At 50.0% G+C, this 12294-nt stretch carries 10 protein-coding genes; 5 read left to right on the forward strand and 5 right to left on the reverse strand.

The window, feature by feature from the left end; translation table 11 throughout:
• The first annotated feature begins 59 nt into the window (after nt 1-59).
• Nucleotides 60-533: an Lrp/AsnC family transcriptional regulator gene (locus tag H620_RS0104605; RefSeq protein ID WP_027906829.1), complete on the forward strand. Its 474-nt coding sequence runs from the start codon at nt 60-62 to the stop codon at nt 531-533.
• Nucleotides 534-659: 126 nt separating this feature from the next.
• On the opposite strand, the gene H620_RS0104610 is transcribed toward H620_RS0104605, so the two are convergent.
• Entirely contained in the window at nt 660-2090 is a 1431-nt protein-coding gene (locus H620_RS0104610; RefSeq protein WP_049818706.1) for an amino acid permease, read from the reverse strand.
• 488 nt (nt 2091-2578) lie between these two features.
• On the opposite strand from H620_RS0104610, the gene H620_RS0104615 reads away from it, so the two are divergent.
• The 3 genes from H620_RS0104615 (at nt 2579) to dapA (ending at nt 5309) form a co-directional block, all read left to right on the forward strand.
• On the forward strand, nt 2579-3208 hold the full coding sequence (locus H620_RS0104615; RefSeq protein WP_027906831.1) for a glutathione S-transferase family protein: 630 nt from the start codon (nt 2579-2581) through the stop codon (nt 3206-3208).
• 38 nt (nt 3209-3246) lie between these two features.
• A complete protein-coding gene (locus H620_RS25530) occupies nt 3247-4164 on the forward strand; it encodes a DMT family transporter (RefSeq protein ID WP_081669628.1) in 918 nt (305 codons plus the stop codon).
• A gap of 278 nt (nt 4165-4442) precedes the next feature.
• Nucleotides 4443-5309: a 4-hydroxy-tetrahydrodipicolinate synthase gene (gene dapA, locus H620_RS0104625; protein ID WP_027906832.1), complete on the forward strand. Its 867-nt coding sequence runs from the start codon at nt 4443-4445 to the stop codon at nt 5307-5309.
• Between the two features lie 301 nt (nt 5310-5610).
• On the opposite strand, the gene H620_RS26245 is transcribed toward dapA, so the two are convergent.
• Nucleotides 5611-6252, reverse strand: a complete 642-nt coding sequence (locus H620_RS26245; RefSeq protein WP_081669629.1) for an HD domain-containing protein — start codon at nt 6250-6252, stop codon at nt 5611-5613.
• Nucleotides 6253-6640: 388 nt separating this feature from the next.
• Here H620_RS26245 and H620_RS26250 point away from each other — a divergent pair, with 388 nt between their 5' ends.
• The gene (locus tag H620_RS26250) at nt 6641-7687 is read left to right on the forward strand and encodes a GlxA family transcriptional regulator (protein WP_244880941.1); all 1047 of its coding nucleotides are present in this window, start codon (nt 6641-6643) and stop codon (nt 7685-7687) included.
• A 306-nt stretch (nt 7688-7993) separates the two neighbouring features.
• Here the strand turns inward: H620_RS26250 and H620_RS0104640 are convergent, their stop codons facing one another.
• The 3 genes from H620_RS0104640 to H620_RS0104650 all read right to left on the reverse strand — a co-directional run bounded on the left by H620_RS0104640 (nt 7994) and on the right by H620_RS0104650 (nt 12123).
• Nucleotides 7994-9502, reverse strand: coding sequence for a succinyl-CoA:acetate CoA-transferase ScpC (locus tag H620_RS0104640; RefSeq protein WP_027906835.1), 1509 nt, complete (start codon nt 9500-9502; stop codon nt 7994-7996).
• 528 nt (nt 9503-10030) lie between these two features.
• On the reverse strand, nt 10031-10927 hold the full coding sequence (locus tag H620_RS0104645; protein ID WP_027906836.1) for a LysR family transcriptional regulator ArgP: 897 nt from the start codon (nt 10925-10927) through the stop codon (nt 10031-10033).
• Nucleotides 10928-11487: 560 nt separating this feature from the next.
• Complete coding sequence (locus H620_RS0104650) at nt 11488-12123, reverse strand: LysE family translocator (protein ID WP_027906837.1); 636 nt, start codon at nt 12121-12123, stop codon at nt 11488-11490.
• Nucleotides 12124-12294: the final 171 nt, after the last annotated feature.

A 12294-nucleotide genomic window follows, 5' to 3' on the forward strand; every position in this document is an offset into this window, starting at 1 on the left:
ATAAAGGGTCTCTGAATACGCCATCAAAACGATAAAAATTCTCGCAACAGGTATTTTCTATGACAGTCGAAGCCCCTCAGATAGACGCGTTTGACCGACACCTTCTTGAGCTTGTTCAACGGGATAATCAGATGCCCATGCGTGAGCTTGCTGAGCGTGTGAACCTCTCGTTACCAGCCGTGGCAAGGAGGCTACAGCGGCTGAGGAAGAACGGAGTGATAATGGGTGATCGAAGCGTCCTTTCTCCGGATCACGTAGGAATCAACACCACCGTGATCGTGAACGTTTCTGTATTAAGTGAGGTGATTGAGGAGTTGGATGCCATTCGCCAGCGGTTCCTCGAATGCCCCCAGGTGCAGCAGTGCTACTACGTCACTGGAGACATCGACTTCATTCTGATCATTGCCGTCAAAGACATGAAAGAATACGAGAAGCTAACCCGGGAGCTCTTCTTCGAAGGAGGTAACGTCAAGCGCTTCATGACCTTCGTTGCTATGGACAGAGTAAAGGTCTCTCTTGATTTAAAGCTTTGACTTGTAGCATCCCACTCCAAGGTGGCCTTGAGGAGCATTACGAAAGTGCTAGCAGCTCCACAAAGAAATCTAGTTTCGGCTTTGGAAAAAAGGCTATCAGGGTATGACTCTGGTAGCCCCTTTTCGTTAAGAGATGGAGGTCTTGCTAGCCAACTGCGGAGCCTTCCCTTTGCGACGGTAGGCCACAGCCAGAATGGTGAACCAGATTGGCATGCAGAGCATTGCGTGCAGTGTGTCTGGCTCCAGGGCCAGAAGCACAATCACAAAGGCGAAGAATGCCAGAACGAGCCAGGGCATCAGCAAGCCACCTGGCATTTTGAAGCGTGATGCTATGTGCAGTTGAGGGTCAATGCTGCGGTAGCGGATATAGGCAACCACGATCATTGCCCAAGCAAAAATAAACAAGATTGCAGAGATGGTCGAAAGCACGGTGAATGCCTTCATCACCTCGGGGATGATGAACAAAATCACCAGGCCGGCACCCATGCATGAGCAGGAGAACACCAGTCCCCGTATAGGGATGGACGCCTTGGAGAGCGCGTGGAACAGCTTTGGCGCTTGTCCTTTGCCTGAGAGGCTGTAGAGCATCCTGCTTGTTGCGAATACCCCTGAGTTCGCTGCTGACATAGCTGATGTCAGTACGACCATGTTGATCATGCCGGCTGCTGCTGGGAGGCCGGCGAGCAGGAATACCTGCACGAACGGGCTCTGATCAATACTGATTTTTGCCCACGACGATACTGAAATGATGCAGCCCAGAGCGAGCACATAGAAAATGATCACACGCACCGGTACCGAATTGATGGCTTTCGGCAAGGTTTTGTGCGGGTCGTGGCTTTCTGCTGCTGTGGTGCCAATCAGCTCAACGCCTGCAAAAGAGAAGATCGCAATCTGGAAGCCGGCGAAGAATCCGCTGATGCCATAGGGGAAGACAACACCGTCCTCTGTCAGGTGGCTCAGGGAGGCAACCACGCCCTGTGGTGAGGTGACCGACAGGCTGATCATCACCACCCCGGTCACGATAAGCGCAATGATCGCTACAACCTTGATCAGAGCAAACCAGAATTCAATTTCTCCAAACATCTTCACGGCGAACATGTTCAAGGCAAACATGATGGCGAGGACGCTAAAAGCAGGGGCCCAAGTAGGGATATCTGGGAACCAGAATTTCATATAGCTGCTGATTACCGTGCAGTCAGCGATTGCTACTACCACCCACGCCAGCCAGTACGACCAGCCGATGAAGTAGCCTGCCCACTGTCCGATGTACTGCGTGCAAAAGTCCGTGAAGGTTTTGTGCTTCAAGTTTGAGAGGAGAATTTCACCCATGGCCCTCATGACAAAGAACATGAAGAAACCGATGATGGCGTAGGTGAGGATGATTGAAGTGCCAGAGACGCTGATGGTTTTGCCTGAGCCCATGAACAGGCCTGTGCCAATTGCTCCACCGATTGCGATCAGCTGGATATGTCGGTTTTTCAGGTTTCGCTGCAGGGAGGATTCATCTGGTACATCGTCTGCTGCTTCATGCGATATGGGAGTGTTGCTGTGCTTCATGCCTCATACCTTTATATTGTCTCTTTTAGAAGGGGGCTGATGCTGCTTGAAATTAATGTTGTCCTTCTGTAAATAGTTAATAAGGCTAGGCAAATACTAGAAAGCTAAAATCGATTTAGAGAGCAGTCTGCTTGACTGGCGCTTGCTCGTCTAGAACTGCTTCTGGATAGGCCTATTTACGCGGTGCGGCTATTGAAAAGCGAGGGAGGAAGGATATGCCAACAGACATGCAGTGCTGAATAGGTCAAAATGCTGTTTTTTTCGAGCAAAATGGCAGTTTACTGCGCATTTGTAATTTTATTCTCACAAAATGAAAAAACGCCGTAAGCAAAATGCCTAGAGCGTTTTTATGTTTTATGGCCCAATCACTAATCACTGACAAAAACTGCCATTAAGAAGAAAATCAACAACTCGGCAGCTGCGGAAGGCAGCGGTTTTGTATACAATCATTTCCTTATCGCAACCCTCAGCATAATAAGGCCCAAGATATGCCAGAGTTCAAATTGCACTGCTTTGCTCTTTCAGGTAACGCGTACAAGGTGGCTTTATTTCTCGCGCTTGCCAAGCAAGACTGGCAGGCGCTTTTTGTTGATTACCTGAACGGGGAGACCAAAACCAAGGAATGGCGCGTAGCAGTCAATGAGCAGGGAGAGGTTCCTGTGCTGGAGCATGGGGACAAGACGCTTAGTCAGTCTGCGCTCATCCTGGACTACCTGGCTACGACGACTGGGCAGTTTGGCTCTGATAACGTAGAAGAAAAGCAAGAAATTTGGCGATGGATGCTTTTCGATAACCACAAATTTACAAGCTACTATGCCACGTTGCGGTTTATGTTCGGGCTGCAAAAGGTAGGTGAAACGCCAGTGGTGCAGTTCCTCCGTGACAGAGCTCGCGCCGCCTATCAGGTCGTGGATGACCACCTTCATGAGAGATGTTTCCTGGTCGGTGAGCGGCTAACCATTGCCGACCTCTCGTTAGCTGGCTATGTCTTCATGCCGGAGGCTACTGGAATTAGCGAAACAGAGTTCCCGAATATCATGGCTTGGAAGGCGCGGATCATGGCGATGCCAGGTTGGAAGCATCCGTATGAGCTTATGCCTGGCCCAACCAGCTTGTAAGCTGGAGAGCCTGAACTGTTTTGACACAGGAACTCGCTGTGAACCGATCTACATTCTGGTCGTTTGCTCTGGTGGTTGTCACCGCTATCTGGGGTTGGAGTTTTGTTGCAAAGCATGACCTCCAAGGCATAGCAGCCTCGTGCCTTAATAGTTGGTTGTTCTTGCTGGGGGGGGGCAGCCTGCTGCCGTTTGCTTTCAGCTCGTTGCTGAGGATAGGGAGAAAGGATTGGCTGGTCGGAGTGGCGGCGGGGGTTGTGCTGTTCGTTGCCTTTGCATTTCAAACGACAGGCATCCAGCTCACGTCTCCTTCGAACGCTGGTTTCATAACCGGGCTTGCAGTGGTTTTCACTCCGCTGATCCTGTATTTCGTGAGCGGTGAAAAGACCAGTAGCCTCCAGCTGGTAGGAGCAGTCATTGCCTTGGTGGGCTTGGCATTATTGAGCGTCAGAGGGTTTGAGTTTCATGTGGGGGATGTGCTGATCCTGGTGTGTGCTGTCTTCTTTGCGGCGCACATAGTGGTTCTTTCTAAAGGGCGCTTTTCGGGCTCGCCACTGGCTTTTGCCGTGATCCAGTTGTTTACGGTTGGTGTGCTTTCATTAGCTTGGAGCGTGGGGGCGGGTGAGTTCACAGTACCTGCTGACGTGGACAGTCAGATGATTGTGGTGCTGCTTGCAGTACTGAGCACGGCTCTTGCTTACGCAGTCCAAACCAAAGCACAAACAGTGATTCCAGCTCAGAAGGTTGCGTTGATACTTTTAGCTGAACCGGTATTTGGTGGTGTATTCGGCTATTTCCTGGCAGGAGACAGGTTAACCAGTGTTAACTTGCTTGGGGCGGCTCTCATCGTCTTTGGGATGCTGATCAGTGAGCTGCGTTCGGCCAATCAGCTTAAATTATTGAAATTTAAGGCAATAAGTGGGAGACGGTGCGTGAAAAACGAGCAGAATGCCAGTTGACACTTGCATTCCTGAGCGGCGATTATTCTCCAATACTTACGCAGCGAGCATTTACAATGACTCAATTCAACCACGCAGCAACTGCTTTGAGCCTAAAGGCTTCTGCACGTCTGCGTGTTGCCGTTGCTAAGAAATCCAAGAAACAGCCGCTCATCTGACCGAGGCGCGCTGTCTCGTCAGGTGGGCTGACGAGACAGATGGCGCTAGGTATCCCTACCAGACCTCTTTCGACTCTTACCCTTCTGACGATCACTTTCAGTCAGTAATAGGAGTTTTGCATGTCGAGTTTTCGTGGAATCTGGATTGCCCTGGTTACACCATTCCGGTCATCTGAGATTGATTTTGATGCTTTAGAGCGCCTGGTACAGAAGCTCATCGCTGATGGTGTTGCCGGATTTGTGGTCTGCGGCACCACGGGAGAAGCAGCTTCTCTATCAAAAGCTGAGCAGCTATCGGTGCTCGATGCTGTGCTCACTTGGGTGCGGCCATCGCAGGTCGTGATGGGGCTTTCGGGCAACAACATGCGAGAGATGCTGGCATTTCAGTTGGAAATTCAGAAGCGCGAAATTGCAGGGCTACTTGTACCCGCACCGTATTACATCAGGCCCTCACAAATAGGTATTGAGTCCTTTTTTACCGCGATCGCTGATGCAGCTTCTGTCCCGGTCATTGTTTACGACATCCCTTACAGGACGGGAGCTCGGATCGAACGGGAAACGCTCAGGAGGATTGTCCAGCATCCACGTATCAGAGCGGTCAAGGATTGCGGCGGTGATAGCGAAACCACCATGGCGTTAATCCAGGATGGCCATGCTCAAGTGCTGGCTGGTGAAGATTCGCAGCTCTTCAACAGCCTGTGTCTAGGCGGGGTGGGAGCCATCTCCGCATCGGCGCATGTCAGGGCTGATCTCTACGTGAAAATGCAGAAACAATTGGATGAGGGCGATGTTTTCGGAGGTCGTGAGACTTTCTATCGTCTTCTGCCCTGGATGCAGATGGCGTTCGTCGAGCCAAATCCGGCTGTTGTAAAGGCTGCTCTTGAGGTTCAAGGAATGCTAACTGCTGAACTGCGTGAGCCAATGCAGCGTTGTACTGCTGCAACACAATGTAAGCTGATTCAGGTGCTGAGTCAGCTCGGAATATAGCACCCTATCAGGTGGCTAGTAAGTAAATAGATTAAAGCGTGATGATGTTGCCTTTGTCGCTGCCTCAGTTGCTGTTTAGATAATTGGCCTGATGGGGTGGCGACTGAGTAATTTAAGTTAGAGTAGCGGTTCTATGCTTTGCTCCGAATTTCGAGAGTGAAGTGGCCAGAACTGAGGCTTATTAGAATGTAAACAAATGACGTCCAATAATGCACCGCCATTTGAGGTTTAGGTCTAGTTATTAAGGTCGATCGCCCGGCTGTGAAAAAATGCAAAACAGCCGGGTATTTGAGTTCGCACCTTAGCTCGGCCAGCAGGAACGACGTATAATACTGCAAAAGTTCTCTTGCTTTAAATCTGGGTTTTTATCGGAGATCACGTCAGCCTTTACATTGCCAAATGTCGTTTGCGGTTTGTGTGAGATACCGTCATAGAACGTTTGGATGATTGCTTCTTTAAAGTTTCTGCCACGAGGGTGCACTTTCACAACGGCATCCCGGACACTTGGAGCCAAGTGCTCATGGTGCATGCCGAGGACGTCTGTTTCCACACCGGCTGTAACAAGTGCGATAAGTGGGTGCATATGCTCCGGAATCCCTGGAGTGGTATGGAGGGCAATGGCAGTCCATACACGTTCAACATCACGTTCGTCGATACCGTGTCTCTCAAGGAAGCTACGTGCTGCATTCGCACCATCTACCTCGAAACGGCAACATTTGCTGCTATGTTCGTGCGCCAGACCTAAGTCGTGGAACATACAACCTGCATAGAGAAGCTCAGGATCAAACTTTAGCCCTAGTCGTCTTCCAGCCAATGCGCCGAAATAGTAAACCCGGCTGGAATGATGAAAGAGAAGGGGAGAGACAGTTTCTCTTACGAGCTCAGTAATTTCCCGAGTCATGGCGCTGTCCGGTACTTTAATACCAGCAATTTCTTCAGTCATGGGTTTATCTTTGGTTCTGGAGGTTGTAAGTGATTTTGGGGGGTACGTAGTCTGTCCTCAATAGGCTTTTTACGTCAAAAACTGCCATTTCCAGATTTTTTGGTCTAGCTCGTTAATATTGATGCTGCTCTTTCCACACATGGAGCAGGCTGACTACTCGATTCAGCAAGTGGTTGTGAGGCCCAGTTGCCTTTAATTTTGGTGATCATCAGGTACTGATGCTGCAGCATGAAGGTTCACCCGTCCGAATCTGGGCTGCCACTTAGGACACACGCACACTCAATCCATGGCCCAATGTGTGTAGGTAGATGACATCGTGTGAGCCCACCGGTTTTCAGCTGTTCGCCCAGACCAGAAAAAATCGCATAGGTTGGAGGCTTGACTTGAATTGCAATTACCTGTCAATTATTGCCATAGTACCTTTTTTGATTGTGTCTTTCTGATTGATAATCTCGGTGTACCAGTGCCCAACACCCGTACTATTGCAGTCCTCGCCTTACCGAACGTCCAGCTTCTCGATGTAGCAGGGCCCGTCGACGTTTTTGCTGAGGCCAATCACCGTGCCGGATGGCCCGCGTATCGTCTTCTTTTGCTGTCCACTGAATCGGGGCCAGTAGTTAGTTCATCAGGGGCTCGTTTGGTTCCTGATGGGCGAATAGGGGGAGAGTTTGGATCTATCGATACCTTGCTTGTAGCTGGCACTCCATATGCTGCTGACGCACAGTACCTTAGATCTGGAATTCTCGATTGGCTGCGTGATCAGGCCCATCGCTGCCGTCGCTTCGGATCGATCTGCAGTGGCGCTTTTGCATTGGCTTCGGCTGGCCTTCTTGATGGGCGGCGGGTTACCACTCACTGGGAACTGGCGGATACGCTTGCAAAGCGTTTTCCACTCATTGAAGTCGAGCCTGATGCCATCCAGGTGCATGATGGCAACCTACGCACTGCTGCAGGTGTAACTGCAGGTCTTGATCTTGCTCTCTCGTTGGTTGAGGAGGATTTGGGTGTTCTTGTTGCTAAACAGGTTGCAAGCCATTTGGTGATGTACTTCAAGCGACCAGGGGGGCAACTTCAATTTAGTCGGCATGGTGAGTTCTCACCGTTAGGTCGGTCTGCCATTCAAGCATTACAGCGGTATGTAGCAGCGAACCCAGGGGAAAACCACAGCATTGAAAGTCTTGCTGCCCGAGTTGGGTTAAGTGGACGCCATTTTGCTCGGGTATTTCGGGACGAGGTGGGCATGACGCCTAGAGCGTGGGTGGAGCTTGCCCGTATTGAGGCTGCCCGTGCACGTCTAGAGCTTGGTGTTGATGCTCCAAAGCAAGTGGCAGATATGTGCGGGTTTGCCAACGCTGATACCCTGCGGCGGGCGTTCCAACGGCATTTCGGCATCTCCCCTGCGGAATATCGTAAACGTCATGGGCGTTCTGTTTGAAGGGTGGCAAATATGGGATGAAGCTCGTGGTAATTATAACTAGAAAGGGGGGCTGTGGCCCCCCCCCTTGATTTTTTGGCTCTATTGCATAACCCTCTACAATTACAGTGCGCTATTCCTGCTGTCTGCCTTTTCAAGCTCTAATTTTAGCTTATGACTTTCTGATTTATTGTATAAGTCCGATACTGAGTCTCATGACTGGCAGGCGTTTGATGAGTCTGTTTACGTGCCTGGGCATGGGGCATAGGTAGAGCGGATCGTGTCGGAGCTATGGGTTGCTACGAAATCGCATTCTAAAAATGCGATCTACCCTATTGTTCCGGAATCCATCATATTTCCATGCTTGCGTAAATTTATATGGAAATTAAAGCATTCCTCTAGGATGTGAGGTGTTTGGCCGCCTATCAGTGTGCAAGCTCTATCGAAGTACTTTTGCAGCAATGGGCGGTAATCTGGGTGGACACATTTTTCAATGATCAACAGTGCCCTTTCTCTTGGCGCCAATCCCCGCAAATCGGCTAGGCCCTGTTCTGTGACAATAATGTCAACGTCATGCTCAGTGTGATCAACATGTCCAACCATTGGCACCGCGCTAGAAATCTTTCCACCCTTAGCGATTGACTTAGTAACGAAAATCGCCAGATGCGCATTGCGGGCAAAGTCACCTGAGCCGCCCAAGCCATTCATCATATGGGTGCCCCCTACGTGGGTAGAATTAACATTGCCGTAAATGTCGAATTCAAGTGCAGTGTTAATGCTAATAGTGCCAAGCCGACGAATGATCTCCGGATGGTTGGAAATTTCCTGCGGGCGAAGTACCAATTTTTCTTTGTATCTGTCTAGATTGGCCATGACATGATGGCACATACTTTCGGACATGGTGAATGAGCAGCCCGAAGCCCCGACAACCTTGCCCGTATCTATCAATTCAAACGTAGAGTCTTGCAAAACCTCGGAATACATGGTTAAACCGCTGAAGTGTGATTTCTGCAGTCCGCTCATAACAGCGTTGGCGATGGTGCCAACACCTGCCTGTAATGGCAGTAAGCTCGTCGTTAGATTTCCTCGCTCTACCTCCATCTCGAAGAAGCTAATCAGGTGATCAGCGATGCTTTCAGTTTCGTCGTCCCCTGGTTGAACAACGGAGTAAGAGTCTTCCTTGTCTGTGATAACGATTGCAGCGATCCGTGCTGGGTCAACTGGAATGAAAGTGGTTCCGATTCGTTCTTGGGTGGTAGTAAGGGGGATAGGCTCTCGGTTGGGGCGTCTTGACGGGATATATATATCGTGCAACCCCTCCAAAGCAGCGGGGTGGGCCAGGTTTAGTTCGATAATCACCTTTTCAGCTTGTTCAACGAAGCTAGCCGAGTTGCCGGTAGAGGTGGTCGGTACAATGCCTCCAGTCTCTGTAATTGCACAGGCCTCAATGACAGCCACATTGATCTTAGGCAGGCTGCCTGAGCGCAACTGCTCTGCAGTATCAGACAGGTGATGGTCGATATACATGACTTCACCGCTGTTCACTGCTGTGCGCATCACGGGGTCTGACTGATAGGGCATGCGACGAGATAAAAGACCGCTCTCAGCCATTAATCCATCCATCTCATTTCCCAAGCTGGCTCCAGTAATAAGAGTGATTTTTAACTCTTCATGTTTGGCGCGTTCGGCCAAGGCCATAGGGACTAGTTTGCTCTCGCCTGCACGGGTAAAACCGCTCATTCCAACAGTCTGGCCATTTTTTATCAGCTTAGCGGCTTCGTCGGCAGAGGTAATCTTCTCGCACAAATGCTTCAGGCGAATACGATCGGGATACAGGGACACAAATAATTCCTCATTACGGTTTTTGATGCAGATTTCCCAGAGGCGTTGCCTAAGTGGTCGCATAGATTGGAGAATTTTTTTATTTTCGCAAAAGAGTAGATCCCGATGCTTGTAAAACATCACGGTGTTTTCTCTATTGATTACCAGTGCATAAGTGTGCAAGGCAGCTAAGCAAGGTTTATGCTTTAGTTGTAAGTGTGTTGACAGTTCAGTGCGTTTCAGCGCTGGGAGAGATGACGACTTTTGCAGATGTTTTGATAGCGCCTCGGTACGACTGGTGCCGACATTTTCTGGTGTCGCGCCAGTTGGCTACAAATGGTGCAGAGCGTCAGATTCTGCCGAAAACGTACTTATCCAGACATGAGTCCATTCAGTTTAGACCTTAGTATAGTCTCTCTTTTAGGCTCTTCTTACCATCTGGTGAGTAAAGAATAAAAGTCCTGACCTGATGCGATCCGGCACGTAGGCTTGATCAAATCATGCCTCCGCAGCGATTATGTTTGGCAGCTGGTATAGGTAACCTTATTGATGTAATGCTCCTGCTGCTGTCGTCTTGATTACCTTGGTGATAATGGAAATGGTGTCCGAGCGCACGGCTGCATGTTGCCAGAACATTGGTATATCGACGTATTTGCCCGGAATTATCTCGACAATCCGACCGGCATCCCGCGCTGCTTCGAACATACCTTGAGCGACTACACACCAACCTAAGTTGCGCTCTGCAGCCTCAACAAAGCCCTTGATGTTGGGAAGGTAATGTACTGGAGGATTTATATTGAGCGAAGTCACAGTTCGGATGAACGATGACTGGAGCATGTCCTTACGGTTGTAAGCAATGACAGGGGCCTTGGCAAAGCTTGTAGCATCTGCTCCATCAGAAAAGTAGTTTTTATAAGTCTTCGGGGATGCTATGGCGTGGTATCGCATGCACCCTAGAAAATGCACTTGGCAGCCTTGGAGGGCTTGAGCTTCTGAGGTGATGACTCCCAATGCAGCTCCGCTTTTCAAGAAGTCGAGTGTGTGGCCCTCATCATCTCGAAGTATGTCAAAGAGATAGCCGTGCTCTTGGTGAAGGGCAGCTAAAGCGGAGATGAGCCAGGTGGAAAGCGAGTCATCGTTCACCGCTATTGGAATCGAGGATGAGAAAGCCGTACTGCTGGATCCAGGCAGAAAGTCGGCCAAGGCCTCTGCTTCTATGAGCTGCATGGGGCGTACCCTGCGCAGTAAACGTTCGCCGGCAGGGGTAGGGCGACAGGGTATCTCGCGAACGATGAGTACCTGGCCGAGCCTATCTTCAAGAGCTTTTATGCGCTGGGATATTGCGGAAGGGGTAACCGATAGGCGGTAGGCTGCTTTCTCGAAGCTTGCCTCCTCTAGAACGGTGATGAATGCTGTGATCTGCGGGTGTACTAGGTTCATGCTGACCCCAGGATTAGCTTGGCTTAACCTAGGTAAGATTTTATAGCTTTTCTAAAGACTTGCCATTGGCTAGCCTGATTTCGGTCAAGCAAATGTTGGTTTGTAGACGAAATTCTTACACTTGCAACAGGTAACTCTATGAAGACTAAATTTCAAAACTTCTGGAACGCGCTAATGATCTGCTCCGCTGCTTGGGGCGAGTACAATAAAAGGAATTTCGGTAAGCGTTGATGGACTCGACGTTTCCACGGAGGCTGCACATGTCAATGTGTAGCCTTTTTTTTGTGCATTTTATTAGGTTGTCGGGTTTTTAATGAGGGTTTGGCTGATGTAAGTTTATAAACTAAATTTCTTTTCTGCTCTTTGAGGTTCTTAAGCTCTCGGTCGGCGGGTGACGGTAATGTGTCATGCTGCCTGTGCGACTCACTTCTTTGTGGGCATAGTAGGAGCCCCAGTGGTGGGGCTTGGTTGTTTTTGCTGGCTTTAGCTTGGCAGACCCTTAGTTAGGGTGAGCTAAATTGTAGAGCAGAAGCTAAGGCAATTTAGTCATGGATAAGGCCTCAGAAACGAGTAAACAGTAACTTTAACCCAGCAGCTCCAAATACCATGGCCAGAGAGCCTTCAATGAGGCGGCGGGCACGCTGGTAGGCGCGAATCATTGGTGCGGTCGAAAAGACAATCGCATAACCACAGAAAATTGTGACACTTAGGAGTGCGCAGCCTGTGAGGATGATAACTACGGTTGATTGTGAGGCTTCTGCACCCAGGCCCAAGCTCATGGTTGCAATCCAACCCAGGAGAGCTTTGGGGTTGGTCAGATGCATCAGGAGGCCTCGTTGATAAAGCTGCAGTCCAGATGCTCTCCGTGGAGCGCTAGCCCCATTAGCAAGCTGCTCATCGGTCTTCAACGCGGATCGAGCTGCTTTGAACCCCAGGTACAACAGATAAGCCCCGCCCAAAATCTTCATGATCACCAGAGCGTGAGCATATTTTGCCAGCACTGCTGATATCCCTGTGGCTGCCAAGCTTCCCCAGAACAGTGATCCGCTTACCACGCCGGCAGCAAGGCTCAGAGCTGATTTGCGCCCATCCTGCATAGCTACCCCCATTATCCGCATGTTGCTTGGCCCTGGGCTCGCGGCACCGATGATGTAGACCAAGAAAACTAGCAACAGGTGGTGCAGATCAGCTTGCATGATGGCCTCGCGTGGGGCGGTTAGGTCTGTAACTATAGATTTCATTGACCGATACGGTCAATATAACGACCTTAAAGCTGACAGGGAATGTGCAGCCAGCTGGATCAGGCGGTACCAGGACGAGCTGGATGCCTAGCGGTCTTGGTGATTTCTTGGTGCAGCACATTTCCT

This window comes from Pseudomonas taiwanensis DSM 21245, assembly GCF_000425785.1.
Lineage (GTDB): Bacteria > Pseudomonadota > Gammaproteobacteria > Pseudomonadales > Pseudomonadaceae > Aquipseudomonas > Aquipseudomonas taiwanensis.

Coding starts and splice junctions, on each gene's coding strand:
- H620_RS0104605 (WP_027906829.1), top strand. CDS start 60: ATGACAGTCGAAGCCCCTCAGATAGACGCGTTTGACCGACACCTTCTT.
- H620_RS0104610 (WP_049818706.1), bottom strand. CDS start 2,090: ATGAAGCACAGCAACACTCCCATATCGCATGAAGCAGCAGACGATGTA.
- H620_RS0104615 (WP_027906831.1), top strand. CDS start 2,579: ATGCCAGAGTTCAAATTGCACTGCTTTGCTCTTTCAGGTAACGCGTAC.
- dapA (WP_027906832.1), top strand. CDS start 4,443: ATGTCGAGTTTTCGTGGAATCTGGATTGCCCTGGTTACACCATTCCGG.
- H620_RS26245 (WP_081669629.1), bottom strand. CDS start 6,252: ATGACTGAAGAAATTGCTGGTATTAAAGTACCGGACAGCGCCATGACT.
- H620_RS0104645 (WP_027906836.1), bottom strand. CDS start 10,927: ATGAACCTAGTACACCCGCAGATCACAGCATTCATCACCGTTCTAGAG.
- H620_RS0104650 (WP_027906837.1), bottom strand. CDS start 12,123: ATGCAAGCTGATCTGCACCACCTGTTGCTAGTTTTCTTGGTCTACATC.